Here is a 23,950-nt window from a genome sequence, read left to right on the forward strand (position 1 = left end):
GCGAAGCCGGTGCCCGCGCCGCCACCCCCGGGGCCGCCGCGCCCGGCGCCGATCCCGGCCGCGGCTCCATGGCCGCGCCCCGCGAGCGAGCCCGTCATGGGACGTCCCGGAACGAGCGCGGGCGGCCAGGAGAACAACGCGGCACGCCCGCCGGCCGCAGCGGGCCAGGCGCGCGTCCGAAAGCCGGAGCCGCCGGTCGGCGGCGCAGGGCGGGCGCGCGGCGGAGACCCGCTGGTGTTCGACCGGCCGCAGGGCGCGCCCACACCACCGGAAGGCGGCGGCACCCGCGTGTTCCGGCCGGGGCTGCGGTCGGGGATCGCGGTCGCGGCGATCGCGGTGCTGGTGGCCGGTGGCGTGACCTACCTGGTCCGCGACGGCGGGAACGGCGGCGGGCACGAGGACGCTCCGGGCGCCGAGGCCGCAGACAAGGTGTTCGCGGTCCCGGCCGCGCTGTATGACGGCCACGAGCAGACGGTCACGGCGGTCGCGGTGCACGGCGGCACGGCGGTGACGGTCGGCAGTGAGACGGTGGACGCGCCGCGCGGGCAGATCCTCGTGTCGTCCGACGGCGGCAAGGCGTGGAGCACCGCGAAGGTGAAGGACGAGGGCGGCACCGCCCAGGACGTGCCGGAGGTCGTCGTGGCGGGCGACCGCGCCTGGGCGGCACTGGGACGCGGTCCAGGCGGCGTGGCCGTGTGGACGAGCGCGGACGGCCGCACGTGGACGCATCGTGCCGGGGCCGCGGGCGCGTTCACGGCGGGCGACCAGGTCACCGGTGTCGCGGCCACCTCCACGGGTTTCGCGGCGATCGGCACCAACCAGGGCGCGGCGGTCCTGTGGACGTCCTCGGACGGCGCCGCATGGCAGCGGCAGCAAGCGCCGCTGCAAGGGAAGCCCGTGAGCATCGCGGCGAGCGGTGCCACGCTGGTCGTGCGGAACGACAACGGCGATCTGTGGCGGTCGGCCGACGGCGGACGGACGTGGGCGCGCGCGGAGGTCCCGCAGAGCGACGGGTCGTACGGGCCCGTCGTCGCGCTGACGTCGGGCCCCGGCGGGTTCTTCGCGGCGCGCGAGGGGCGCCGGACGGGCGGGTCGTCGAAGCACCCGAAGAAGCGGGCGCTCGCGGTGTTCTTCCGGTCGTCGGACGGCGTCGGCTGGACGCGGTCGAGCACCATCGACCGCCGCACCTACTCCAGCCTCACCGCGCTGGGCGGATCCGACGCGGGCCTGGCCGCGCTCACCCCGCTCACCGACGGGCGCGTGGCCGCGCAGCGCAGCAAGGACGGCGTGAACTGGAAGTCCGTGGAGAGGCTCGGGACGGACCAGGGCCGCCAGGCCGGTTCGGCGGCGGCACTGCCGCAGGGCGTGCTGGTGGCGGGCCACCAGGACTCCGGCGCGTACCTGGCGGCGCCGGGCGCGCGCCACGGGGACATCGATCTGCTGTCCGTCCCGGGCGCGGTGACGCCGGACCGGACCATCACGCGGCTGGTGGCGGGCAACGGCGTGACGCTGGCCATCGGCAGCGGCGCGGGCGAGGCGGCCGTCTGGACGACGCGCGACGGCCGGGCGTGGACGCGCGCGGGCGGGACCGGCCTGACGGGGCCGGGCGTGCAGCGTCTCGCGGCCGCCGCTTACGGGCCGAAGGGATGGGTCGCGGCGGGACGGAGCGCGGCGAAGCCGCTGCTGCTCACGTCGGGTGACGCGAACGCGTGGAGCACCGTCGCGGGCCCGGCGGACGATGACGGCGCGCTGGCCGGCGCCGCCTACGGGCAGGCGGGCTACGTCGTCGTCGGCTCGACGGACAAGGCCCCCATCGCGTGGCGTTCGGACGACCTCGCCCGGTGGACGGCCGGTTCCGGCGATCTGCGGGACGGGAGGATGCACGACGTCGCGGCCGTGACGAAGGGCTACGTCGCGGTCGGTGAGCGCGACGGGGCCCCGGCCGTCTGGACGTCCGACGACGGCGCGAAGTGGACGACGGTGCGGCCGCCGCAGGTGCAGGGGCCGCTCACCCGCGTCGTCGCGCGCGGGGACACGCTGGTCGCGACGGGTGTGGGCAACGCCGTCGCGGTCTCGTCCGACGCGGGACGGACGTGGCGCGCGCAGACCGTCCCGGCGTCCGCGCTGGCGGCGAGCCTGGCGACGCCGCGCGGGTTCGTCCTCGCGGGCACGCCCGCCGGGACGGACGACGTCGCGCTGTGGAGTTCGGCGGACGGCGCGTCGTGGCGGATCACCCGTCCGCGCGGGGCCCGCCTCGCGGGAAAGGGAAGCCAGCGCCTCACCGGCCTGGCCGCACTAGGACAGGGCCTGGTGGCGACCGGCATGGACGGCGACACGCCGACCCTCTGGCACACGGCCCTTCCCTGAGCCGTGCGACCGCCGGCGCCGTTCGCAGGTGCGGGAACGCGGGTCAGGGAGCGGCCTGGCGGCGCCGGTCGGCCGCCGCGGCGCTGAGGATCATCTCGTCGACGACCCAGCGGGCCTCCGGGGACAGGTCGACGAGGGCGCGCAGGACCTCGGGGCGGATGATGCCGTGCTCGACGTCGCGGCGCAGGGCCTTGAGCGTGATGTCCTCGTCGATGGGGGCGGTCTCGCTGGGCCGCCCGAAGTAGCCGATCGGCACGCCGAAGAAGGTGGCGAGCGCCCGGAGGGTCTTGAGCTGCGGGTTCTCCTGGCGTCCGGTGCGCAGCTTCCACACGGTGGTGGACGAGATGTCCTCCCCCGTGGCGCGCGCGATGGCGGCGGCGGTCTCGACGTTGTTGCGGGGCGGATGGGCGTCCGCCGGCCACAGGTTGCGGATCAGCCACTCGACCTTGTCCGCCAGCGTCGCGCCCGGCGCGATCTCTTCCGTCTTGTTGCCCATCCGGCCCCTCCCGAACTCGCCGACCCAACGACTTTAGTTGACCGTACGCGAGGTCGTCAGCCAAGGACACAGGCATTGTTCCACTCCGTGTCGGATCGATCACGCAACCCGACCGGGACCTGCGGGCGACCGGCCGCCTGATGGGCTTCCTGCTCATGGTCGCGCTCGGCGTCGGTCCCCAACCCGTGAGAGAGAGGACAGCCTCGGCCGGCTCGGCGGCCGAGGCCGTTCCGTTCGGCCGCTCCGTCCGGCTGCGGGCCGTATTCCCGACGTATACCGGCCGTGCTTACCCTTCGATCCGTCAGTCCCCCGCCCGGATCCCGATCCCTACGCAACGGAACGCGACGCCGATCACGCTCCCCGCACCGGCGCGCGACGAGCCCTCATCACATCGCACAAAGCGACAGGGACGATGAACGACAATCGCGAAGCCGGCGCGTCCGGCGCGCCGCGCCCGCAGCTGCTGCTCCTGACGGCGGGCGCGCTCGCCGGCGCCGTACTGTTCGCCGCCGCCCTGGTCATCGACCTGACCGGCGCCAACGCTCCACAGACGCCCACGATGCCGGCGATGCCGACCCCGGCGCGGCCCAGCATGCCGGACCTGCCGACGACGCTCCCCAGCGTCCCGCCCGGCGGGACCGGCGTGCCGACGCAGCTCCCCACGGACTTCCCGACGCAGATGCCGTCGTTCCCGACGACCCTGCCGAGCATTCCGCAGATCCCGGGAGGCGCGCCATGACCGCCGTCCCCCCGGCGACCCCGGCGCCGGCGCCGGCGCCGCTCGCGGCGTTCCGGGCGGCCGTCCGCGACGACGCGGCGGCCCGCGGGCGGGCGCTCCTGGTCGTCCGGCTGGCCATCGCGCTGTACCTGCTCGAACTGCTGCTCAACCTCGTCCGCCCGCACGTGCTGCCGGACGAGCCGACCCTGTCGATCTTCCAGAAGACGCCCGGCGGAGGATCGGTCGGCCGGCTCCTCGGCACGCCCCGGGCCGTGTTCTGGACGGTCCTCGCCGGCATCGCGATCGGGGCGCTCATTCAGGGGTTCGTGCTGGTCACCCGGCCGGACGAGCGCCGCGCCCGGGCGCTGACCTGGGCGACGATCGCGGTGATGCTCGGGCCGTTCGGCCTCATCCCGCTCGTGGTCGTCCTGGAGTACCCGGCGCAGGCGCTCGCCTGCGTCCCCGGCACCGCGTTCGTGCTCTGGCTGCTGCACCACGGGCAGCGGTTCTCCCGGGTCCCACTCGCGATGCTGCTGGTCGCGTTCGGCTGGGGCGCGCTGATCGTGTTCGGCCTCGGACGCGCCGCGAGCAACCTCGCGTTCGGCACGGTCGGCGGGTTCGTCGGCAAGGGCGGCAAGGCGTCGCTGACCGCTCAGCTCAAGAACCAGTACCGCGTCATGGACGTCGTCGTCGTGCACCTCGGCGTCGTGAACGCGCTGCTGGTCGCGGCGGGCGTCGTCCTGCTGCTGGTGCTGTTCCGGCACCGCCTCACCGACGCCGTGACGGGCCTCGTCGTCGGCGCCGCCATCGGCCTCGGCTACAACCTCGTCGAGAGCGTGCTGTTCATCCGCCTGTACGGGTCGCTCAGCGCGTTCAACGGCGCGACCGGCGGCTTCGAGTACTGGATCCGGCAGTCCGTCGGGTTGCTCGGCGGGCAGGTGGCGTTCGGCGCCCTCCTCGGCGCCGGGATCGGCGTCGCCGCCCAGGCGCGGCGGCGCGGCGAGCGGCGGCGCGCCGCCCTGACCGCCCTCGCCGCCGCGTCCACCGGCGCGATCGCCACCGAGGTCCTGTCGGCGTGGCTCTCCCACGTCGTCCACGACCACGTCGACATCGGGAGCCCGTTCGACACCCTGATCGTCTCGCCGTTCCTGTGGCTGCTCCCCCAGGCGCCGTTCATCCTGGTCACCGCCATGCTGCTGGTCCTCGGGACGCGCGCCAGGACCGCCGCCGCGCGGGCCGGCGTGACCGCCGAGACGGCGGCCGGCCCGGCCGTCACCCGGCAGGAGGCGCCGTTCCTCATCGACCCGGCCCTGCGGTTCTGGGCCCTCGCCGGCACCTGGCGCCTGCACGGATGGAACGGGCTGCGCGCCCTCAGCCGCCTGCAGGCGGCCCAACTCGACCTCGCCGCCTGGCGCTGGCGGCACATGGACGACGCCGACGGCCCGGCCCGCGAGGAGGGAGACGCGTTGCGCGCGAAAGTGATGCGGCTGAAGGCACGCGCCGCCGCCCCGGCGGCCCCGGCGGCCCCGCACCCCGGGCAGGCGGCGCCGTGACCCGCCGCGCCCTCCGCTTCGCCGCCGGCACGGTCCTCGCCGCCGGGCTCCTGCTGCCGCTCGCGCCGCAGAGCGCGTCCGCCTGCGACGTCAGCTACGACTACAAGCCGTCCCTCGACCTGCGGAAGCACGATTTCGGGCACGGCCACACCTGCTCGACCGGCACCTCGCTCGGCGGCGTCACGATCGTCGCGCTTCTGGCGCTCGGCGCCCTCTCCGCCGCCGCGGCCACCGCCTACAGGCGCGGTGCCGCGACGGCGGGCGGCCCGTCCAGCGGTCCCGGCCCGTCCCCGACCCTGACCGCCTATCTGCAGGCCACCGGCCTCGATCTCGCCCCGAAGGCGACGGGCCGTCCACCCGGCGCGCCGCCTGCCGGATACCCCGTCCAACCGCCACGGGCTTACCCGCCCCCGCAGTACCCGCCCGGCCCCGGCTTCCAGCAGCCCCCGCCCGGATACGGCCCGCCGCCTCACCCCGGTCCGCAGCCTTACGCCGACCCGCCGCCTTACCCCGGTCCGCCGCAGGCCCGGCCGCCCTATGGCGCGCCCGGCCCGTGGAACGCCCCGCCACCACCCCGTCCACCGGCGCCCCGCCCGGCACCCCCGCAGGAGCAGGGACCAGGAGGCGACGATGCGCCACCCGCTTCCTGAGCGCTCCCGCCGCGGCGCCGCCGTCACCGCCGCGCTCGCCGCCGCGCTCGCCGCCGCGCTCGCCTTCGCCGCGCCCGGCGCACTTGCGGCCCCGCCTCAGGACGGCCCGGCGCAGGCCGTCCCCTCGGCCAACAAGGTGCCCTGGGGAACGACGGCCGAAGGCATGGCGATCAAGGCGTACATCAAGGAATACGACGCCCACCTCGTGGACAAGATCGCGCCACCCCAGAACAACGCGCCGACGAAGGTCGTCGATCCCGGCGACCTCGCCATCCACACCCCGCTGTCGCCGGGGCGCAACATCGCCGCGTTCGCCTACACCGAGACCGACGGCGGCCCGATCCGGTACGCCGTCGCGCCGAACGCCCCGCGCCTGGCGGTGAACGGCCGCCCCGAGAAGATCACGCTCCTGGTCTTCGACGAGGACTACAACCTCGTCGAGCGCGTCGAGATCGGAACGCTGGAGGACGTGCACTCCGAGGAGATCGTGGACGACTGGCTCGCGGAGAAGGGGATCCCGACCAGCCGCGTCTACGCGCTGGAGACGGAGCGGCAGGACTGCGAGAAGCGCTGCTCGATCTTCCTCGGCTCCGATGCCAAGTCCAAGCACGGCGAGTACTCGACGCTGCGCAAGAACGGCGGCCCCAGGTACAACCATGGCGACGACGAGAAGAACCGCGACTCCGCCCTCCAGAAGGAACGGCAGTCGTTCAGGAACGGCGGCTACGAGATAAAGAAGCCGAAGGAGGAAGAGGCGAAGGCGAAGAAGAACCTCGGAGTGGGCTGCAAGACCGGGTCGATCGGCATTCCCCTCGGCGGCGGGCGGACCGCAGTACCGGCGGCGTACCCGATGGCCGGGCCGTGCGGCGGCGAGGAGGAGAACGACGGGGTCGTCAAGGGCCTCACCGGCGGCGGGCTCGGCGGCGTCGACTTCACCACCCTGCAGATGCGCTACCTGTCGGACGACGCGGGTTCGGGCGGCGTGAAGTACGCCTTCTCCGGCCGGCCGACGGCCCCCGGGACGGGCGGCGACCTCGCGTCCGGCCTGGACGCGGTCACGAGCAGCACGGCCGATCTGCGGACGTGGCTGGTGCTCGATCCGAGCAGGTTCTGGGTGAACCTCAACCCCGACGAGCCGAGCCGCGTCATCGACCCGGCGCTCGGCCGGACCGACGCCGGAAAGGCGCTTCTCGAGGCCGACTACCTCATGAAACGGACCGAGGGAAAGCTGCTGGACCCGAAGACCGACCTCGGCGCGAGGTACTGGGACGCGCTGCTCGCCGGCTCCGACAAGGCGTGCTACTCGTCCCGCATGTGGATCGTCCCCGGCGACGTCGAAGTGCGCGAGGACGGCTCGTCCCTCTACATCCTCAAGGCCGATCTGGCGGTGAAGGCCAAGGCGCAGCACATCGCCAACGCGGGCAAGCTGTCCTGCGTCTCCGATCCGGCGAGCGACGCGCGCAACGAGCAACTGGAACAGCGGATGGTCGTGCCGGCGATCGTCAAGGCCGTCAACACAGCCCCCGAATACGCTCCCATCCGCCGCGCGTTCCTGGCCCGCATCGTCGCGCAATGGATCCGCAAGCGGCACCAGGACGGCCACCGCACGTCGTTCGACAAGCTGATCGGCTCGGGGAACATCGGCCTGGCGGAGCTCCAGGACGGCTGGACGCCCCGGCAGGTGTACGACTCCTACGTCCGCTCCATCCAGAACGGCGACTTCAGCTACACCCAGACCGTCGACAGGGGCGGCATGCGGGTGGTGCGGCAGCTGGTGACCGGGGGCGTCGACTTCAGCAGGATCCCGATGAGCGCCGTCGGCGCGGAGCGGATGAAGCGCGAGCATCCGGACCTGCCGCGGACGGTGCGGGCGTCGGCGGCGGGCCCCGCGTCCGCCGCCGACGGCTCGATCTGGATGGGCGCGAGCGCCGGAACACCGGACGACGGGCTGTGGTCGAGGACGTCCGGCACCGTCCGCGCGTTCGCGTCCGGCCGCGAGGGCATCGCGGTGATCATCGTGGTCGCGCTCGCCGTGGTGGCCTTCGGCGTCCGCGGCGGCTCCGGCCGTAGGCGGCGGCCTCGTGACCCGGCCCCGGAAAGCGGAAGACCGCGGGTCCGATCGGATCCGCGGTCGCGTTCTCCCTGATGTACCCCCGAGCGGATTCGAACCGCCGTTACCGCCTTGAGAGGGCGGCGTCCTAGGCCACTAGACGACGGGGGCAAGGACTGTCGGCCTTGGCGGTCTCCCGCTCGGGCCTCGCCCAGCTTACCGGACCCGGACCCCCACCTCGAACCGAATTCCACCATCGCGTACCCGGAGGTACCCGGCGGGTCCAGCCCCCGGGTGAACGCGACGAGGCCGTGTGCGGGAGCGAGTCGACCTCGCCGAGCACACGGCCTCGGAAACGTACCCCCGAGCGGATTCGAACCGCCGTTACCGCCTTGAGAGGGCGGCGTCCTAGGCCACTAGACGACGGGGGCCTGTCCACGACAGTGGACGGAGCTGGGGTACCAGGACTCGAACCTAGACTAAGTGAACCAGAATCACTCGTGCTGCCGATTACACCATACCCCAGTGCGGTACGGGCTTCCCGGCCGTTTCCGGCTGGTCGCTCGCGCCTCGAAGAGAATACAGGACGCCGGGGTCAGCGACCAAAACGATTGCCGCGGCGGGCGGGATCAGCGGCTGAAATCGGGCGGGCCCACGTGCTCGTCGCCCCACTCGACGAGGGGCCGCAGGCGGCGCCAGGCGTCGCGGACGCGGGTGACGACCTCGGGCGTCGACATCCAGGGCTCCACGGGCCAGCCCTCGTGGGCGTAGAGGGAGCGGTGGCGGAGCAGTTCCAGGCGGGGGTGGTCCTCGGGAGTGCCGCGCGGACGGGTCTTGAGCCGGTCCCCGGCGATCTCGAGGCCCGCGGCGCGCAGGTCGTCCACGATGGCCTGGAGCCGCTTGCCGGACGAGTCGGCGTCGACGGCGGCCCGGTAGCCGCGGAGCTGCTCCGGCGTGGGCGCGTACATGCCGCCGGCGACCATCAGGCCGTCGGCGTCGATCTGGACGTAGAAGCCGCCGCTGTGGCCGCCCTGGTGGGTCTTGTAGGGCGTCTTGTCCTTGCTGAAGCGGACGTCGCGGTAAGGGCGGAACAGCTTGACCGCGCCGAACTCCTCCTCGAGTTCGGCGCACAGGTCGGCCATCGGGCCGCGGACGTGCTCGTCGTAGACCCGGCGGTTGGCCGTCCAGTAGGACTTGCTGTTGTCGGCGAGGAGGCCCTCGTAGAACTCGAACGCCTCGCCGCTGAAGCCGGTGAACGCCATGACCTCCCCCTTCGTACGGCGCCCCCCAGCTTAGGGACGCCGTACGACAGCGGGGTCAGTCGCGGGCGACGACGCGGTTGGTGAGGTCGCCGACGTTCTCGATGGTGACCGTGACCTCGTCGCCGATCTCCAGGGGTCCGACGCCGGCGGGGGTGCCGGTGAGGATGACGTCGCCGGGCAGCAGGGTCATGACCTGGCTGACGTACTCGACCAGGCTGGGGACGTCGTGCAGCAGCAGCGACGTGCGCGCCTCCTGGCGGACCTCCCCGTTGACGGTGGTGGAGATCGCGAGGTCGGACGGGTCGACCTCGGTCTCGATCCACGGGCCGAGCGGGCAGAAGGTGTCGAAGCCCTTCGCCCGCGTCCACTGCCCGTCCTTCTTCTGCAGGTCGCGGGCGGTGACGTCGTTGGCGCAGGTGTAGCCGAGGATGACGTCGGCGGCGCGGGCGGCGGGGACCTCGCGGCACATGCGGCCGATCACCACGGCGAGCTCGCCCTCGTGGTCGACGCGCTCGGAGAGCTTCTCCGGGTAGGCGATCGCCTCGCCGGGCCCGATCACCGCCGTGGACGGCTTGGCGAAGATCACCGGTTCGGCGGGCGGTTCGCCGCCCATCTCGCGGGCGTGGTCGGCGTAGTTCTTGCCGATCGCGATGACCTTGCTGGGCAGGATCGGGGCCAGCAGCCGCACGTCGGCGAGCGGGAAGCGCTGCCCGGTGAAGGTCAGGTCACCGAACGGGTGGGCCGCGACGGCGGCGATGGTGTTCTCCTCCACCACGCCGAAGGACATGCCCTCGTCGGTGGAGAACCTGGCGATACGCATGGTCGAGAGCCTAGTACGCGGCTCAGAAGCCGCATGCGGCGCCGTTGAACAGGCACGCGCGCGGCGCCGCCGGGACGCCGGACGCACCGAACTGGACGTCCAGGGTGCCGCCGGGCGGGATCGGGTCGGCGCCGTCGGCGTTCTCGATCACCGGATGGGCCCCGCCCTGGACGAGCCGGGCGTCCCAGACGCTGCGGACGTCGGCGCCGGGCGCGTCGAAGCTCACCCGCCACGTCCGCATGGGGCGTCCGGTGCGGTTGGTGATGACGAACCGGCCTTCGTAGTAGCCGTCGTCCTGCTGGACGAGCCGGTAGGTGATGCCGCTGCCGGTCGCCACCGACCCCGGCGTGGGACGGCCCGAGGCCGGGACGCGGGTCTTGCCCGGCGTCCGGGGCACGTCCTCCTCGCCGTCCGATCCGCCTCCGCTGAACAGCGACACCGCGCCCAGCGCCACGGCCATGACCAGCACCGCGGCGACCAGCGTCAGGGGAACCGGGAAGCGCCGCAGCCACGCGACGACCTTCTCTGGCGTCGACCGCGCACCTGACCCGCCGAGCACCGGCTTCGCCACAGAGCTCTCGGCAGGCGGCGGCCCAACGATCAGCCGATCGTCCGGTTCGGACCGGTCGGGTGCCGTGGCGTCCGGATCGTCCGCGCTCTCGGGCTCCGGCTCGCCGGGCTCCGCCGGCGTCGCGGCGGCCTCGGCCGGCCCGGCGGGACGCGCGAACTCGACGGTGGTCTTGTGGTCAGGAGGCACGTAGCCGGGCTCGTCGCCGCTCAACTCCTCGCCCTCCCTGTGACCGGGTCCCATGGAGTCCGACGGCGGGCGCGACGATCAGGTTCGACGGGGGCGCCGGAAATGTCCACTCAGCACTGCTGGCCTGCGGGCTCCAGCCCCCGGCGGGCGGCCTGCCGCTGGTGCCGGTTGAGCATGTCGGTGATCAGCTCGATCGCGTCCGGGGTGGCGATGTCCTGGGCGCCGCTGATCCAGCGGGTGGCCTCGGCGAGCAGGTCCTCGGCGGACCCGTCGGCGCCGTCGTCGGCCATCCGGCCGAGCACCGCGCCGAGCCGCAGCGCCGCCGCGTCGTGCCCGGACTCGGCGGCCCGCCGGAACCAGTCGGCGGCCTGCCCGAGATCGCCCTCGTCCTCGTAGATCTCGCCCAGCCCGAACGCGACGTCGGCCCAGGATCCGTCCGTGGGACGCCCGAGGTCCTCGGGACTCCAGGGTCGGACAGGCATGCGATCACTCCGGTCGTTCGGCTGCGGGTCCACGGCGCGCGGGAACCTCACGCGTGCCGTGCGCGAACCATGGTGGCGGCGGCGCCCGAAATCCGCCACCGCTTTAGCCGGTTTTGTTGAAATATCCACCTGACCGGTTGTCAGGAGCGAAAAGACCCTCGTCCGTTCGAACGACCGCCTCACCCCACCCTGAACCGCGCCAGCGCCTCGTCGAAGCCGTCGTGCCCGTCGTCGTACGAGCGCGGCCGGACGAGTGCGCCCGCGCCGGCCCCGGCGAGCAGGGACGGGAGGGCGAGCGGGTCGGGCAGCGCGCCGCCGCCGAGAGCGACGGGGTCGCGCAGGACGGTCCGGACGCCGGGGGCGCCGGAGACGAACTCGCCGACGACGAAGCCGTCCGTCTCGGTCCAGACGACCGCCCGGGCGCCGAGCAGGAAGGTGGCGTCGCGGGGGTGGGACGGATCGAGCCACACGTCCGCCAAGAGCGTCCCCGATGCCTGGAGCGCGTCGCTGACCATGGTGATGTATCCGCGGGTGGCGTCGACGTGGGGGTCCGGGTGAGCCTGGGGCTGAACGTGGCCGGTCACTAGCACATCCCTCTCTTCCGCTTGATTGCAGTATGAGGGATCAAGTCACTTATGTCCCGTTTCAGCGCAATTTTCTTCACATGAAGACAGCATGAACTCACCCGTTGGCCCATTGCCTCCCTTCCGTCTCCCCCGTCACTGACAACGCGGTCACGAGCGGCCCGCAGGCCCCCGCCCACGGCCGGCGCCGGGACCGGCGCGCTCAGCCCGCCGGCGCGGCGACCTCGGGTTCGCGGGCCCCGGTCCGGGCGGTCTCGGACCGGCGGCGCGCGGACGCCGCGGCGGTGAGGCCGGGAGCGACGGCGACCGCGAAGGCGGCGGCCGAGCACGCCGCGGTGAGCCCGCGCGGCGCGCTCGCCCGCCGGCCCAGCGCCTCGATGATCACGAGGACCGCGAGCCCGGCCGCGACCGCCCACACGGCGCCGGGCGTCCCCGGGACGCCCGGTCCCCGGGCGGCGGCCGACGCCCTCCATGCCGCACCCCGCCCGTGCGCGGCGCTCCAGGTACGGGCGCCGCCGGGGCGGACCCCGGCGCCGTCCGCCGGCACCGGGGTGAGCACCAGCCGCGGGTACGCCCCCGCCGTCGGCCGCTCGCCGAACCGCACCGCCCGCCACTCCCCTGGCGCCGCACCGACCGGCGGTGCCTGTGTCCCGCTCTCTTCCACCTCGACCTCTCCTCGGCTCGGCGTCCCGCCCACGCGGCGACGGAGATCACGTGCTGGTACGGCTCTTCTGGCGGCGGCCGACCGGCAGCGCCGGGTCGACCACGTTCACGAACAGGCCCTGACGGTTCGACCACTGCGGCCCCTGCCCGCGGAAGACCGTGGAGTTGAACCTCCGCCCGGCCAGAACGATCGAGATCACGAGGGCCCCGAACACCGTCAGCGGAACGAGGATCCACAGGTAGACGGTCACTGACGCAGCCATGTCGGCTCCTTCCGACAGGTTCGGTCCGGCCGACCCGTCTGCTAGTTCTACATATGTCTTACATGTCACCCATCACGCTGCTACTGTTGTCGAACTTTCCTTGGAAGTTCACTTGTACCAACAAGTTGCTCAGTATGAGTGTTACCCTCTTAGGAGATTGCAAACATGTTGAGTGGGAACTACTTGTTCAGCTCTTGACGTCCGATTCGGGGCCGCTCCCGCGCGGCGCGCACGACGAGGTGCGCGGCCCGGGCGCCGGCCGGGAAGGGGATCGCCACCATGGCTCGCGCGACACCGCTGCGCTGGCGGGACATCGCCGACGACCTGCTCCGGCGGATCGAGACCGGAGACCTGGCCGAGCCCTCCGGCACCGCCGCCCGGCGCCGGCTCCCGGCGGAGAAGGACCTGGAGCAGCACTACGGCGCGTCGCGCAACACCATCCGCGACGCGCTGGCCTGGCTGGCGAACCAGGGAAGGGTCGTCTCCGAGCAGGGCAAGGGCACCTTCGTCGTCTACCGGCCGAGCACCGTCCACGTCACCCTGTCCGCGATGCCGCTGGGCCTCGCGCCCGGCAGCGGCGAGGGCGAGTGGTACAACCGCGACGCGTTCATCCCCGCCGGCCAGGACGTGACGGTCTCACCGGTGAAGGTGGAGATCCAGCAGGGCACCCAGCTGATCGCCTGGTACCTCCAGGCCGAGCACGGCGAGACGTTCGTCTCCCGGCACCAGGAGATCTTCGTCGACGAGCGGCCATGGGCGCTGCAGACCTCGTTCTACCCGCTGCGGTTCGCCACCGGCGGGGCGCCCCGGCTGCTCGAACCGACCGACATCCCGCAGGGCGCGGTCGGCTACCTCGGCGAGACCCTCGGCTACAAGGAGGTCGGCTTCCACGACGAGATCCGCGCCCGGGTCCCCGACGGCAACGAGAAGCGCTTCTTCAGCCTGGGCGACTCGGCGGCCGACGTCGTCTTCGAGACCATCCGCACCGCCTACTCCGCCGAGGGCGACGCGTTCCGCCTCACCGTGACGGTCTGGCCGGCCGACCGGACGAGGCTGCACTACAACGACGGGAAGGTCCCCGAACAGGTCATGCGCGCCCCAGGTCAGCCGCCCGCGGACGGCCCTTCCCCGGAGAAGGCGCCGGACGGCGGGTCCCGCGGCGGGTGACCCCCCGGCCGCCCGGCCGCGGCGTTCGCACACATCCACCGCCCCTGTTCCGGTCCCCGCGGAAGCCACGGCTCCCGGCGTCGGGCCCGGAGGCGGGGGCTCGGTCTTTCTCTCGGAGTCAGGAGCCCGTGGACACAGACAGCAGGACCTGCCGACGCAGCCAGGTCCCCCAACCCGACTACCACATCCGCCGGGCCCGCCCGGAGGAGGTCCCGGTCGTCCTCGGCCTCATCGACGGAAGGGCCGCCTGGCTGCGGACCGAGAAGTCCACGACCCAGTGGAACCGGCCCTGGCCCGATCCGGAAAGCCGCTACAAGCGGGTCTACGAACGCGTCGTGAACGGCCTGACCTGGCTGATGTTCGACGGCCTGCGCCCGATCGCCACCGTCACCCTCCAGCCGTTCGGCCATCCGGAGCTGTGGACCGAGGAGGAACGCGGTGTCGAGGCGGTCTACCTGCACCAGCTGGTGATCGACCGCGACTACGCGGGGACCGGTCTCGGCGCGGAGCTGATCACCTGGGCGGCGGGCAAGGGCAAGGAACTGCAGCAGGGCGCCACTGTGCTCAGGATCGACGTCTGGACGGACAACACCGAACTGCACGCCTACTACCGCCGCCAAGGCTTCAGCTACGTCGCGACTCGCGAGACCGAGGACGCGACACCGTCCGGAGCCCTCTTCGAGAGGCCGATCGATGCCCCCGGCCGGCCGGTGCACCGCATCATCGAGGTATGGACCTCGCCGAAGCCCATCGGACCGTCCCGGTGGCCTGACCCGCCCGCAGCCCCGCCTCACCATCACCGTTGAACAAGCCGGGCTGATACCAGGCGCGTTCCGACGCGCGGGCGGCCGGTCGGGCGGGGTCAGACGAAGCGGACGAGCATGAGGTCGCTGGCAGGGGTCTCGCGCCAGTAGACGGCGCCGGGCTCGCGGGACATGCGCTCGACCTCGGCGGCGATGATCAGCGCCCGGTTGATGCAGTCGGTCTTGTTGTAGCCGGTCATGTCCTGGAGGCGCTGGAGCGCCTGGACGGCCTTGCCGGTGAGGTTCAGCGTCACCCGCTCGTTCTGCGGGACGCCCTCGGCTCGGGGCGCCGCGTCGCCCGGCGTGTCGGAGGCTGCTCGGGGGTTCGGCATGAGCGGTTCTCTCCTATCCGGGCCGGCCGTGCCGGACGGCGTGCGGGGCACGGGTGCCGGTGCGGCGTTCCGCCGTCGTTTCCCTGCCCCGGATACAGGGTGTAGGTGCATGTTTTCCCGGTCATCGTCCGGGGAAACCCTGCCGATCTCAGGTTCGCATGACTCTCGCCATCAGGCAACCGACGTATCACCATGGATCACTCATCAATCGTATGGCGATTGTATGTACGTCGCTGTACCGTGCTTGGTGAGGGAGTGGGGCTCCGCACCGGACGCCCGGCCCGCGGGGCGCGCGACGCGCCGCGGCCGGACGGGGATGGAGAGCGCCGTGGGAACACCGGGACGATGGCAATCGGGATGGCTCGTCGCCGCGGCCGGCGGGGGCGCGCTGGCCGGGTACGGACTGGACGGCTCGGCCGGCGCCGCCGTGGGCTGGATGCTGGGCTTCGTGTGCTGCTGCATCGCGGCCATGACCAGCGCGCTCGTCCAGTACCTGAGGGCGGGCGCGTCGCAGGGGGCGCCCGGCGCCGCGCCGCCGCGCGCGGTCGTGCCCGCCGACACCGGCCCCGCTCCCCCGGACGCCGCGCCCGAGCCGCTTCCGGCGGCGCCGGCCGCGGCGTTCTGGGGCGCGCTCACCGCCGCCGAGCGGCGCGAGCTGCTGGAACGGGGACAGGACCACGGCTACCGCGCGGGCGACGTGCTCTGCCGGGAGGGCGGCCTCGCGCAGGAGGTGATCGTCATCCTCGCCGGCTGGGCGCGCGTGTGGGTCCGGGAGGGCGGCGAACGGCGGACCCTCGCGTTCCGCGGCGCCGGGGAGCTGGTCGGCGAGCGCGCGGCGCTGATGGTCCGGGACAGGTCCGCCACCGTCACCGCAGAGGGCGACGTGCGGGCGCTGCGGGTGGACGCCCGCGCGTTCGCCGACTTCCTGGACGGCAACCCGCGCGTCCGGGCCGTCCTGGAGGACCAGGTGTACCGGCGGCAGACCGAGCGCCGGCGCGACGAGCCGGACCGGCGGCCCGCGCTGCCGGCCGGGCCGAGCGGCAACTGCACGATCCTGATCACCGACATCCAGGGGTTCAGCTCGCCGCGCCGCACCGACGCCGACCGGCGGCACGTCCTGGACGCCATGTACGCGTCGCTGGAGGAGGCGTTCGCGGCATCCGGCATCGACTTCGGCGACCTCTACACCGAGGACCGCGGCGACGGCGCGCTCATCGTCGTCCCACCGGGCACGCCGACCGAGCAGGTCCTCGACCCGATGCTGGCGCGGCTCGCCGTGGAGCTGCGCCGGTACAACCGGCGCGCCGCCGAGCCCGCGCGGCTCCAGCTCCGCGCGGCGGCGCACGTCGGGCCCGTCCAGAAGGGCCCGCGCGGGGTGTCCGGCATCTCGATCATCACGACCCGGCGGCTGGTGGACGCGCCGGCGGTGAAGCGGCGGGTCGCCGACACCGGTGCCGACCTGGCGTTCGTCGCGTCGGAGTTCGTCTTCGACACCGTGCTCGCGCCCGCGCCCGGCTTCGTGGACCCGGCCCGCTACGCGCGGGTGCGCGTGCGGGTGAAGGAGGCGTCGCTGTCCGCCTGGCTGACGCTGGAGGGGGGCGCGTCCTGGCCGCAGGCGATGTGAGTACGGTGGGCACGACAAGACGTGAAGGGGGTCGAGCGTGTCCGTCGTGAAGATCAACGTCCTCACCGTGAACCCGGAGATGCGCGAGGAGATCGAGAAGCGCTTCGCCGGGCGGGCGGGGCTGGTGGAGTCCGCGGAGGGCTTCGAGGGCTTCGAGCTGCTGCGGCCGGTGGAGGGCCAGGACCGGTACCTCGTCTACACCCGGTGGCGCAGCGAGGAGGACTTCCAGCGCTGGACGCAGAGCCAGGCGTTCCAGCACGGGCACGCGCAGGCCGCCGCCGACCGCCCGGCCGGCCACGGGCACGGCCATGGGCACGGGCACGGCGGGCCCGCCGCGTCCGGCTCGGAGCTGTGGGGCTTCGAGGTCGTCGAGAGCGCCGGCCCCAAGCAGGGCTGACCGGCCGCGACGCGGCGGGCGCGAGCCCCGTGGGACCCGCGCCCGCCGCCGCGGTCACCCCTTCACCAGGTCCTGGTAGTCGGGGTGCTTCTCGATCCACTTCTTGATGAACGGGCAGACCGGCACGACCGACTCGCCCTTGGCGCGGACGTCGTCCAGCGCGCCGCGGGCGAGGGCGCTGCCGATGCCCTTGCCCTCGTAGGCGGGGTCGACCTCGGTATGGGTGAACACGACCGCGCCGTCGCGCCGCTCGTACTCGGCGAACCCGGCGAGGCCGCCGTCCACCCGGATCTCGTAGCGGCCTTCTCCGGCATTGTCGGTGATCTCGGTGCTCATCCCCCGATCATGCCCCACGCCGCGCGGGTTAGCCCGCCTCGTACCCCGCGTGCAGCAGGCAGTAGGTGACGGCCTCCTCCAGGGCCTGCCAGGACGCGGCGATGACGTTGTCCTCGACGCCGACCGTCCCCCACTCGCGCTCCCCGTCGGCGGACTCGATCAGCACCCGGGTGCGGGCGTCGGTGCCGTGCGCGCCCTCCAGGATGCGGACCTTGTAGTCGACGAGCTCCAGCCGCGCCAGCTCCGGGTAGAGCCGGCCGAGCGCGATGCGCAGCGCGTTGTCCAGGGCGTTGACGGGCCCGTTGCCCTCGCCCGTCGCGATGATCCGCTCGCCCTTGGCGTGCAGCTTGACGGTCGCCTCGCTGACCATGGAGCCGTCCGGGCGGCGCTCCACGATGGACCGCCACGACTCGACCTCGAAGTGCCGCTGCCGGACGCCGGTCAGCTCCTCGCGCAGCAGCAGCTCGAACGAGGCGTCCGCGGCCTCGAAGGTGTAGCCGGTGGACTCCAGCTCCTTGACCTTGTCCACGACGGCCTTGGCCTTGTCGCCGGACAGGTCGTAGCCGAGCTCGCGGCCCTTCAGCTCCACGGAAGCCCGGCCCGCCATGCTGGAGACCAGCATCCGCATGTCGTTGCCGACGGCCGCCGGGTCGATGTGCTGGTAGAGGTCCGGGTCGACCTTGACGGCGGAGGCGTGCAGCCCGGCCTTGTGCGCGAACGCCGACAGGCCCACGTAGGGCTGCTGGGAGCTGGGCGCGACGTTGGTGACCTCGGAGACCGCGTGCGCGATCCGGGTCATCTCCGCCAGCTGGGCGTCCGATACCAGGTCCATGCCCCGCTTGAGCTGGAGGTTCCCGATGACGGTGAACAGGTTGGCGTTGCCGCTGCGCTCGCCGTAGCCGTTCGCGCAGCCCTGGACGTGGGTCGCGCCGGCCTTCACGGCGGCGAGCGAGTTCGCGACCGCGCAGCCGGAGTCGTCGTGGCAGTGGATGCCGACGCGGACGCCGAGGCCGACGACCTCGTGGACGACGTCGGCCAGTTCGTCGGGCAGCATGCCGCCGTTGGTGTCGCAGAGCGCGACGACGTCCGCGCCCGCCTCGGCGGCGGTGCGCACGGCCTCCAGCGCGTAGGCGCGGTTGGCCTTGTAGCCGTCGAAGAAGTGCTCGGCGTCCAGGAAGACTCGTTGGCCCTCCGCACGCAGGTGGGAGACCGTGTCGCGGATCATCGCGAGGTTCTCCTCCAGGGTCGTGCGGAGGGCCAGCTCGACGTGCCTGTCGTGACTCTTGGCGACCAGGGTCACGACGGACGCGCCGGATTCGCGCAGGGCGGCGACCTGGGGGTCGTCGGCCGCCTTCACCCCGGCCCGGCGGGTCGCGCCGAACGCGGTGAGCCGCGCGTGCCTCAGGTCGAGCTCTGTTCGAGCCCGCCTGAAGAACTCGGTGTCCTTGGGATTGGCTCCGGGCCAGCCGCCCTCGATGAAGCCGACGCCCAGGTCGTCCAGGTGGCGTGCGACGACGAGCTTGTCGCCGACGGAGAGGTTCAGCCCCTCCTGCTGCGAGCCGTCGCGGAGCGTGGTGTCGTAGACGTGGAAGTCGTCGCCGTGCATGGTGTGGGTCCCCCCAGGAATGGGTGATCAGCGCCAGGGCACAAAAAAGACCCCTCACGGACGTGAGAGGTCTGCGCGCCGGCGGTGTCCCGTTAGTTGCCGGCGCGCCAGCCGATAATGACGAGGCTGAGGCGCATGATGCGGCCCAGTCTGCCACACCGCCCGCCGTGCATGGGACACCTGTCTCGGATGCTGAGACGACGAGACAAGCGGCGCACATCGCGAACTCCTCCGTCATTTCAGCCGATAACGCTTTATAGAAGTGCGGGAAATGATCTGCCATGGTTAAGTAAGGTTTTCATCGCGTAAACACGCTTGCGCATGGCCGGGTGAATGACCGAGGATCGCGCTGTCCGCCGGAGGAGGGATTTGCGATGAGCGGGGATCCGGTTCGCGGAACGGTCGCGTCCTGGGACGACGAGAACGGCTGGGGCGTGCTCGTCTCGCCGGACGTCCCGGGCGAGGTCTGGGCGCACTTCTCCGCCGTCCGCACCGCACCCGGCGGCTTCGCCTCCCTGGATCCCGGTGAGAGCGTGCTGTTCACCTGGGAGGAAGCCGAACAGGACGGCTACGCCTACCGCGCGCTGGACGTGCGGCGGGCGGGCCGGAGCTGAGGAGCCCCGGCGGACCCGGCACGGCCGCCCGCCGGACCCGGCGGGCGGCGACCATTTCCGAAGGGAATGCCTGTCATGCGCATGCACACATTCGGCCGGACGGCCGTGATCTCCGGAACGGCTCTGGCAATGGCGCTCGGCGTCGCCTCGGCCGCGTCCGCGGAGAACCGTCCGAGGCACCGTGCCCCGGACGCGGCGGCCCAATACTTCGTGTTCACCAAACGGCATCAGAGCTTCGCGCACCGGGACCGGATCGGCGCGTTCCACGCGCAGGTGAAGCTCACCGGGCGGTACTCGCGGCAGTACCCGATGGCGTGGTCGTTCCAGATCACCAACGGCAGGCTGAAGGCGATCGCGCGGGGCAACGCGGTCTGCACGGCGACCGGGCTGAACGGCCGCTACCACGACCGGCACGTCGTCCCGGTCGGGTACGTCTGGCACTCCACGGTCCGGCCGCACCGCGTCCGCAAGGTCTACGTCCTCTCGGGCACCTGCACCTTCCCGGTGCAGGTCGGCGGCAGGCCCGGACGGGCCTTCGTCGGGTTCGCCTTCCACTACGCGATCAACCCGGACGCGCGGGGGGTGAGCCCGAAGACCGCGGGCTCGGCGCTCACCACCACGGTCCGCTACGGCCGCTGACGCGGCCGGCCATGACCGCGCCCGATGGCGCGCACCCGGGGACGGGCGCGCCATCGGGCGCCACCACGGATCAGGCGATCTTGTGGACCCAGCCGTAGGGGTCGGGGCGGGTGCCGTACTGGATGCCGACCAGCTCCTGCCGCAGCTTCATGGAGATCTCGCCGGGCTCGCCGTCGCCGATCGTCCACTCGCGGTCGCGGCCCCTGACCCGGCCGACCGGACTGATGATCGCGGCGGTGCCGCAGCCGAACACCTCGGTGATCTCGCCGGACGCGCAGCCGGCCTGCCACTCGTCGATGCTGATCTTGCCCTCCTCGGCGGGGATGCCGAGGTCCGGGGCGAGCTTGAGCATCGAGTCGCGGGTGACGCCCGCGAGGAGCGTGCCGGTGAGCGCCGGGGTGAGCAGCCGGGCGTCGGAACCGGAGCCGTAGACGAACATCAGGTTCATCGAGCCGACCTCCTCGACCCAGCGGTGCTCCACCGCGTCGAGCCAGACGACCTGGTCGCAGCCCTGCGCGACGGCCTCGGCCTGGCCCGCGAACGACGCCGCGTAGTTGCCGCCGAACTTGGCCTCGCCGGTGCCGCCGGGCGCCGCGCGGGTGTAGTCCTGCGACAGCCACACCGAGACGGGCTTGATCCCGCGCGGGTAGTACAGCCCGGACGGGGAGGCGATGATCATGAAGAGGAACTCGTGCGCCGGGCTGTTCACGCCGAGGGCGCGGGTCGTGGCGAACATGAACGGCCGCAGGTAGAGGCTGTGCCCCTCGGTGTCGGGCACCCACGCCTTGTCGGTGGCGACCAGCAGCTCGACGGCGTCGACGAACAGCTGCTCGGGGATCTGCGGCATGGCCATCCGCTTGGCGGATCGGTTCATCCGGGCCGCGTTCATGTACGGCCGGAAGGTGACGATCGAGCCGTCCGGCTGCTTGTAGGCCTTGAGGCCCTCGAACAGCTCCTGGGCGTAGTGGAACACCTGGCTGGCCGGGTCCATCGGGATCGGCCCGTACGGTTCGAGCTTCGCGTCGTACCACCCCCGGTCCGCCGAGTACCGGATGGTGATCATGTGGTCGGTGAAGTACCGGCCGAAGCCCGGATCGGCCAGGACGCGCTCGCGCTCGGCGGCCGTCGCGGGCCGCTCGGTCAGCGTGATCTCGAAGTCCAGGGTGTCGCTCATCGCCGTTCGTCCTCTCCCGATCGCCGGCGCGGCTCCATTGCCGCTGCGGCGTCCTTAGTCCCTATTGTCGTACTTTGTTCCTCGACCCCACTCCTCGCACGCGGCGCATACGGAAAACCGGGCGCGCCGCGAGGCGCGCCCGGAGTGTCCCTGCTCGTGGCCAGAGAGGCGCGCCCTCAGCCCGATACTCGCTTGGCGATCGCGTCGCCGATCTGGGCGGTCGACCGCGTCCCGAGCGCGCCGCGCTCGGCCAGGTCGTCGGAGACGGCCTGCTCGACGCGGCGAGCGGCCTCGCCCGCGCCGATGTGGTCGAGCAGCATCGCGACCGACAGGATCGTGGCGGTCGGGTCGGCCTTGCCCTGCCCCGCGATGTCGGGCGCGCTGCCGTGCACCGGCTCGAACATCGACGGCGCCGTCCGGTCGGGGTTGACGTTCCCGGACGCGGCGAGCCCGATGCCGCCGGCGATCGCGGCGCCGATGTCGGTGATGATGTCGCCGAACAGGTTGTCGGTGACGACGACGTCGAACCGCTGCGGCTGGCCGACGAAGAACATGGTGGCCGCGTCGACATGGCAGTAGTCGGTCGCGACCTGCGGGTACTCCGCACCGACCCGCTTCATGACGCGCTGGTAGAGATCACCGGCGAAGGTCAGGACGTTGTCCTTGTGGACGAGCGTCAGCTTCTTGCGCGGGCGCGACGCCGCGACCTCGAACGCGTAGCGGACGACCCGCTCGACGCCGAAGGCGGTGTTCACGCTCTCCTGCGTGGCGACCTCGTGCTCGGTGCCCTTGCGCAGGACGCCGCCGACGCCCGTGTAGGGGCCCTCGGTGCCCTCGCGGACGACGACCATGTCGATGTCGTCGGGCGTGACGTCGGCGAGGGGGGTCTTCACGCCCGGGAACAGCTTCACCGGGCGGAGGTTGACGTAGTGGTCGAGCTCGAACCGGGTCCGCAGCAGCAGCCCGCGCTCCAGTGTCCCGCTCGGGACGCTCGGGTCGCCGACGGCGCCGAGCAGGATGACGTCCTGGCCGCGCAGCTCCTCCAGCACCGAGTCGGGCAGCGTCTCCCCGGTCCGGTGCCAGCGGGCGGCGCCCAGGTCGTAGGAGGTCTGCTCGAACGCGAGGCCGCTGGACGGGGCGACGGCCTCGAGGACCTTCAGTCCCTCGGCGACCACCTCGGGGCCGATCCCGTCACCGGGAATGACGGCCAGACGAATGCTGCGGGAAGCCATGGGCGTACTGTACTGCAAACGTCTCACTGCTTGGGCTTGCGTCTCATATCCCGGTATCGGTGTCTCGGCGGGGCGGTCCCGGCGGCCGCGGACGATCGCCGCGGACGGCGGCGCGAACGTCACCTTTGTCACCCTTCGCGGGCTTGACGCGCCGGTGGGGAGAGGAGACGCTCTCCTCGACAAGTTCACATCGAGGCGACGGTGCGCAGGAACCTGGTGCGAATCCAGGACGGTCCCGCCACTGTGACCAGGGAGTCTCCCCCAGCACGACCACGGCCGGCCGCACCGGCGGGAAGGTCGGAGGGAGACGGCGATCTGGGAGTCAGGACACTGACCCGTCGTCCTCCCGCAACCGGGGCGAGTGCACCCCGTGAGGAGACCCGACATGGCCGAGTCCGCCGTACCGTCCGCCACGTCCCCGCAGGCCGAGCCGTTCGCGGCGCCGCTGCGCCTGCCGATCCGCGACATCGTGCCATGGGCGGTGCTCGCCGTCGTGCTGGCCGCGATCCTGATCTACTTCGTCGGCGCCGAGCAGGGCGCGACGTCGGTCTTCGGCGGCACCTGGGTGCACGAGTTCACCCACGACGGCCGGCACCTGCTCGGCTTCCCCTGCCACTAGGCCGCGCCGATGATGAGAGCACTGCTGGTCCGCGGGATGCTCGCGGGCCTGGCCGCTGCCGCCCTCGCCCTGGTCGTCGCGTGGCTGTACGGGGAGCCGCAGGTCGGGCACGCCATCGCGTTCGAGGAGGCGAGGGCGCACGCCGAGCACGCCGGGCACGAGCCGGAGGTCGTCGGCCGCACCGTGCAGAAGACCGCCGGCCTGATCACCGCCATGGCGGTGTACGGGACGGCGCTCGGCGGGCTCTTCTCGATCGCGTTCGCCTTCGCGTCCGGACGGCTGGGACGGCTCGGCGCGCGCGCCACCGCCGCCCTGGTCGCCCTCGCCGGGTTCGTGGCGATCGAGCTGGTGCCGTTCCTGAAGTACCCGGCGACGCCCCCGGCGGTCGGCAACCCGACCACGATCGGCGGCCGGACGGCGCTGTACTTCTGCATGATGGCGCTGGGGATCCTGGCGACGACCGCGGCGGTGATCGTGTGCCGCCGCCTCGTCCCCCGGCTCGGCGCCTGGAACGCGATCACGGCGACGGCGGCCGGCTACGCCGTCCTGCTGGCGGTCGTGTACCGGCTCACGCCGGAGCCCGAGGCGGTTCCGGAGCACTTCCCGGCCACGGTCCTGTGGGACTTCCGGCTCGCGTCCCTGGGCGTCCAGCTCGTCCTGTGGAGCACGATCGGGCTGCTGTTCGGTTACCTGACCGAGCGTTCGGTGGCCCGCCACCGGGCCGCCGTCCCGGCCTGACCGC

At 72.7% G+C, this 23,950-nt stretch carries 26 protein-coding genes, 3 tRNA genes and 1 riboswitch; of the genes, 13 read left to right on the forward strand and 16 right to left on the reverse strand.

All coding sequences use genetic code 11. From position 1 onward, the window contains the following. The first annotated feature begins 96 nt into the window (after positions 1-96). Positions 97-2,367 carry a sialidase family protein gene (locus tag amrb99_RS36610; protein WP_190865033.1) on the forward strand — a complete coding sequence of 757 codons (2,271 nt, stop codon included), beginning with the start codon at positions 97-99 and terminating at the stop codon, positions 2,365-2,367. 43 nt (positions 2,368-2,410) lie between these two features. Here the strand turns inward: amrb99_RS36610 and amrb99_RS36615 are convergent, their stop codons facing one another. Next, positions 2,411-2,863 (reverse strand): helix-turn-helix transcriptional regulator, encoded by a 453-nt coding sequence (locus amrb99_RS36615; RefSeq protein WP_190865035.1) that lies wholly within the window; start codon positions 2,861-2,863, stop codon positions 2,411-2,413. A gap of 412 nt (positions 2,864-3,275) precedes the next feature. Here amrb99_RS36615 and amrb99_RS36620 point away from each other — a divergent pair, with 412 nt between their 5' ends. Genes amrb99_RS36620 through amrb99_RS36635 form a run of 4 tightly spaced genes read left to right on the forward strand, consistent with a single transcriptional unit; the run spans position 3,276 to position 7,930 of the window. Further along, on the forward strand, positions 3,276-3,602 hold the full coding sequence (locus amrb99_RS36620) for a hypothetical protein (protein WP_190865037.1): 327 nt from the start codon (positions 3,276-3,278) through the stop codon (positions 3,600-3,602). Beyond that, positions 3,599-5,134, forward strand: coding sequence for a PrsW family glutamic-type intramembrane protease (locus tag amrb99_RS36625; protein ID WP_190865039.1), 1,536 nt, complete (start codon positions 3,599-3,601; stop codon positions 5,132-5,134). Before amrb99_RS36620 ends, amrb99_RS36625 begins: the two co-directional genes overlap by 4 nt. Continuing rightward, positions 5,131-5,784, forward strand: coding sequence for a hypothetical protein (locus amrb99_RS36630; RefSeq protein WP_190865041.1), 654 nt, complete (start codon positions 5,131-5,133; stop codon positions 5,782-5,784). The genes amrb99_RS36625 and amrb99_RS36630 overlap by 4 nt, the downstream gene beginning before the upstream one ends. Then, positions 5,765-7,930 (forward strand): hypothetical protein, encoded by a 2,166-nt coding sequence (locus amrb99_RS36635; RefSeq protein WP_190865043.1) that lies wholly within the window; start codon positions 5,765-5,767, stop codon positions 7,928-7,930. The genes amrb99_RS36630 and amrb99_RS36635 overlap by 20 nt, the downstream gene beginning before the upstream one ends. 2 nt (positions 7,931-7,932) lie before the next feature. On the opposite strand, the gene amrb99_RS36640 is transcribed toward amrb99_RS36635, so the two are convergent. The 10 genes from amrb99_RS36640 to amrb99_RS36685 form a co-directional block, all read right to left on the reverse strand. After that, positions 7,933-8,005, reverse strand: a tRNA-Glu gene (locus amrb99_RS36640). A 187-nt stretch (positions 8,006-8,192) separates the two neighbouring features. After that, positions 8,193-8,265: transfer RNA gene (locus tag amrb99_RS36645), tRNA-Glu, on the reverse strand. Positions 8,266-8,287: 22 nt separating this feature from the next. Next, positions 8,288-8,359: transfer RNA gene (locus amrb99_RS36650), tRNA-Gln, on the reverse strand. A 104-nt stretch (positions 8,360-8,463) separates the two neighbouring features. Continuing rightward, a complete protein-coding gene (locus amrb99_RS36655; RefSeq protein WP_190865045.1) occupies positions 8,464-9,096 on the reverse strand; it encodes a DUF2461 domain-containing protein in 633 nt (210 codons plus the stop codon). A gap of 55 nt (positions 9,097-9,151) precedes the next feature. After that, positions 9,152-9,916, reverse strand: coding sequence for a fumarylacetoacetate hydrolase family protein (locus tag amrb99_RS36660; RefSeq protein WP_190865047.1), 765 nt, complete (start codon positions 9,914-9,916; stop codon positions 9,152-9,154). Between the two features lie 22 nt (positions 9,917-9,938). After that, positions 9,939-10,697 carry a cellulose binding domain-containing protein gene (locus amrb99_RS36665; RefSeq protein ID WP_190865048.1) on the reverse strand — a complete coding sequence of 253 codons (759 nt, stop codon included), beginning with the start codon at positions 10,695-10,697 and terminating at the stop codon, positions 9,939-9,941. 86 nt (positions 10,698-10,783) lie between these two features. Beyond that, entirely contained in the window at positions 10,784-11,155 is a 372-nt protein-coding gene (locus amrb99_RS36670) for a hypothetical protein (RefSeq protein ID WP_190865051.1), read from the reverse strand. 179 nt (positions 11,156-11,334) lie between these two features. Further along, a complete protein-coding gene (locus amrb99_RS36675; protein ID WP_190865052.1) occupies positions 11,335-11,739 on the reverse strand; it encodes a hypothetical protein in 405 nt (134 codons plus the stop codon). A gap of 202 nt (positions 11,740-11,941) precedes the next feature. After that, a complete protein-coding gene (locus tag amrb99_RS36680; protein ID WP_190865054.1) occupies positions 11,942-12,403 on the reverse strand; it encodes a hypothetical protein in 462 nt (153 codons plus the stop codon). A 46-nt stretch (positions 12,404-12,449) separates the two neighbouring features. After that, entirely contained in the window at positions 12,450-12,665 is a 216-nt protein-coding gene (locus amrb99_RS36685; protein WP_190865056.1) for a hypothetical protein, read from the reverse strand. A 279-nt stretch (positions 12,666-12,944) separates the two neighbouring features. Between amrb99_RS36685 and amrb99_RS36690 the strand changes: the two genes are divergently transcribed. Further along, positions 12,945-13,832 (forward strand): GntR family transcriptional regulator, encoded by an 888-nt coding sequence (locus tag amrb99_RS36690; RefSeq protein ID WP_190865057.1) that lies wholly within the window; start codon positions 12,945-12,947, stop codon positions 13,830-13,832. Positions 13,833-13,960: 128 nt separating this feature from the next. Further along, on the forward strand, positions 13,961-14,638 hold the full coding sequence (locus tag amrb99_RS36695; RefSeq protein ID WP_190865059.1) for a GNAT family N-acetyltransferase: 678 nt from the start codon (positions 13,961-13,963) through the stop codon (positions 14,636-14,638). Between the two features lie 56 nt (positions 14,639-14,694). On the opposite strand, the gene amrb99_RS36700 is transcribed toward amrb99_RS36695, so the two are convergent. Beyond that, positions 14,695-14,967, reverse strand: a complete 273-nt coding sequence (locus amrb99_RS36700) for a hypothetical protein (protein WP_194737505.1) — start codon at positions 14,965-14,967, stop codon at positions 14,695-14,697. A gap of 328 nt (positions 14,968-15,295) precedes the next feature. Here amrb99_RS36700 and amrb99_RS36705 point away from each other — a divergent pair, with 328 nt between their 5' ends. Continuing rightward, on the forward strand, positions 15,296-16,591 hold the full coding sequence (locus tag amrb99_RS36705) for a cyclic nucleotide-binding domain-containing protein (RefSeq protein WP_190865061.1): 1,296 nt from the start codon (positions 15,296-15,298) through the stop codon (positions 16,589-16,591). A 37-nt stretch (positions 16,592-16,628) separates the two neighbouring features. Next, a complete protein-coding gene (locus tag amrb99_RS36710) occupies positions 16,629-16,988 on the forward strand; it encodes an antibiotic biosynthesis monooxygenase (protein WP_190865063.1) in 360 nt (119 codons plus the stop codon). A gap of 54 nt (positions 16,989-17,042) precedes the next feature. Here amrb99_RS36710 and amrb99_RS36715 read toward each other — a convergent pair whose 3' ends face one another. Then, positions 17,043-17,324 carry a GNAT family N-acetyltransferase gene (locus tag amrb99_RS36715; RefSeq protein WP_190865066.1) on the reverse strand — a complete coding sequence of 94 codons (282 nt, stop codon included), beginning with the start codon at positions 17,322-17,324 and terminating at the stop codon, positions 17,043-17,045. Between the two features lie 28 nt (positions 17,325-17,352). Beyond that, positions 17,353-18,930 carry a citramalate synthase gene (gene cimA / locus amrb99_RS36720; protein WP_190865068.1) on the reverse strand — a complete coding sequence of 526 codons (1,578 nt, stop codon included), beginning with the start codon at positions 18,928-18,930 and terminating at the stop codon, positions 17,353-17,355. Positions 18,931-19,304: 374 nt separating this feature from the next. Here cimA and amrb99_RS36725 point away from each other — a divergent pair, with 374 nt between their 5' ends. Together amrb99_RS36725 and amrb99_RS36730 are read left to right on the forward strand one after the other, a co-directional pair. Next, positions 19,305-19,544, forward strand: a complete 240-nt coding sequence (locus amrb99_RS36725) for a cold shock domain-containing protein (RefSeq protein ID WP_190865070.1) — start codon at positions 19,305-19,307, stop codon at positions 19,542-19,544. 75 nt (positions 19,545-19,619) lie between these two features. Beyond that, positions 19,620-20,183 carry a hypothetical protein gene (locus tag amrb99_RS36730; protein WP_190865072.1) on the forward strand — a complete coding sequence of 188 codons (564 nt, stop codon included), beginning with the start codon at positions 19,620-19,622 and terminating at the stop codon, positions 20,181-20,183. 70 nt (positions 20,184-20,253) lie between these two features. Here the strand turns inward: amrb99_RS36730 and amrb99_RS36735 are convergent, their stop codons facing one another. Then, the gene (locus amrb99_RS36735; protein ID WP_190865074.1) at positions 20,254-21,357 is read right to left on the reverse strand and encodes a branched-chain amino acid aminotransferase; all 1,104 of its coding nucleotides are present in this window, start codon (positions 21,355-21,357) and stop codon (positions 20,254-20,256) included. A 176-nt stretch (positions 21,358-21,533) separates the two neighbouring features. Further along, positions 21,534-22,589 (reverse strand): 3-isopropylmalate dehydrogenase, encoded by a 1,056-nt coding sequence (locus amrb99_RS36740; protein WP_190865076.1) that lies wholly within the window; start codon positions 22,587-22,589, stop codon positions 21,534-21,536. A 164-nt stretch (positions 22,590-22,753) separates the two neighbouring features. Next, a riboswitch (cobalamin riboswitch) is annotated at positions 22,754-22,943 on the forward strand. A gap of 31 nt (positions 22,944-22,974) precedes the next feature. On the opposite strand from amrb99_RS36740, the gene amrb99_RS36745 reads away from it, so the two are divergent. Together amrb99_RS36745 and amrb99_RS36750 are read left to right on the forward strand one after the other, a co-directional pair. Next, entirely contained in the window at positions 22,975-23,208 is a 234-nt protein-coding gene (locus amrb99_RS36745) for a CbtB domain-containing protein (RefSeq protein WP_190865078.1), read from the forward strand. Positions 23,209-23,217: 9 nt separating this feature from the next. Beyond that, on the forward strand, positions 23,218-23,946 hold the full coding sequence (locus tag amrb99_RS36750; protein WP_190865080.1) for a CbtA family protein: 729 nt from the start codon (positions 23,218-23,220) through the stop codon (positions 23,944-23,946). Positions 23,947-23,950 lie beyond the last annotated feature (4 nt).

Source organism: Actinomadura sp. RB99, from assembly GCF_014706005.1.
Taxonomy (GTDB): Bacteria; Actinomycetota; Actinomycetes; order Streptosporangiales; family Streptosporangiaceae; genus Spirillospora.

Coding starts and splice junctions, on each gene's coding strand:
- amrb99_RS36750 (WP_190865080.1), top strand. CDS start 23,218: ATGATGAGAGCACTGCTGGTCCGCGGGATGCTCGCGGGCCTGGCCGCT.
- amrb99_RS36730 (WP_190865072.1), top strand. CDS start 19,620: ATGCGCATGCACACATTCGGCCGGACGGCCGTGATCTCCGGAACGGCT.
- amrb99_RS36690 (WP_190865057.1), top strand. CDS start 12,945: ATGGCTCGCGCGACACCGCTGCGCTGGCGGGACATCGCCGACGACCTG.
- amrb99_RS36615 (WP_190865035.1), bottom strand. CDS start 2,863: ATGGGCAACAAGACGGAAGAGATCGCGCCGGGCGCGACGCTGGCGGAC.
- amrb99_RS36655 (WP_190865045.1), bottom strand. CDS start 9,096: ATGGCGTTCACCGGCTTCAGCGGCGAGGCGTTCGAGTTCTACGAGGGC.
- amrb99_RS36745 (WP_190865078.1), top strand. CDS start 22,975: ATGGCCGAGTCCGCCGTACCGTCCGCCACGTCCCCGCAGGCCGAGCCG.
- amrb99_RS36635 (WP_190865043.1), top strand. CDS start 5,765: ATGCGCCACCCGCTTCCTGAGCGCTCCCGCCGCGGCGCCGCCGTCACC.
- amrb99_RS36740 (WP_190865076.1), bottom strand. CDS start 22,589: ATGGCTTCCCGCAGCATTCGTCTGGCCGTCATTCCCGGTGACGGGATC.
- amrb99_RS36700 (WP_194737505.1), bottom strand. CDS start 14,967: ATGCCGAACCCCCGAGCAGCCTCCGACACGCCGGGCGACGCGGCGCCC.
- amrb99_RS36670 (WP_190865051.1), bottom strand. CDS start 11,155: ATGCCTGTCCGACCCTGGAGTCCCGAGGACCTCGGGCGTCCCACGGAC.
- amrb99_RS36685 (WP_190865056.1), bottom strand. CDS start 12,665: ATGGCTGCGTCAGTGACCGTCTACCTGTGGATCCTCGTTCCGCTGACG.
- amrb99_RS36625 (WP_190865039.1), top strand. CDS start 3,599: ATGACCGCCGTCCCCCCGGCGACCCCGGCGCCGGCGCCGGCGCCGCTC.
- amrb99_RS36610 (WP_190865033.1), top strand. CDS start 97: ATGGGACGTCCCGGAACGAGCGCGGGCGGCCAGGAGAACAACGCGGCA.
- amrb99_RS36735 (WP_190865074.1), bottom strand. CDS start 21,357: ATGAGCGACACCCTGGACTTCGAGATCACGCTGACCGAGCGGCCCGCG.
- cimA (WP_190865068.1), bottom strand. CDS start 18,930: ATGCACGGCGACGACTTCCACGTCTACGACACCACGCTCCGCGACGGC.
- amrb99_RS36725 (WP_190865070.1), top strand. CDS start 19,305: ATGAGCGGGGATCCGGTTCGCGGAACGGTCGCGTCCTGGGACGACGAG.
- amrb99_RS36715 (WP_190865066.1), bottom strand. CDS start 17,324: ATGAGCACCGAGATCACCGACAATGCCGGAGAAGGCCGCTACGAGATC.
- amrb99_RS36620 (WP_190865037.1), top strand. CDS start 3,276: ATGAACGACAATCGCGAAGCCGGCGCGTCCGGCGCGCCGCGCCCGCAG.
- amrb99_RS36660 (WP_190865047.1), bottom strand. CDS start 9,916: ATGCGTATCGCCAGGTTCTCCACCGACGAGGGCATGTCCTTCGGCGTG.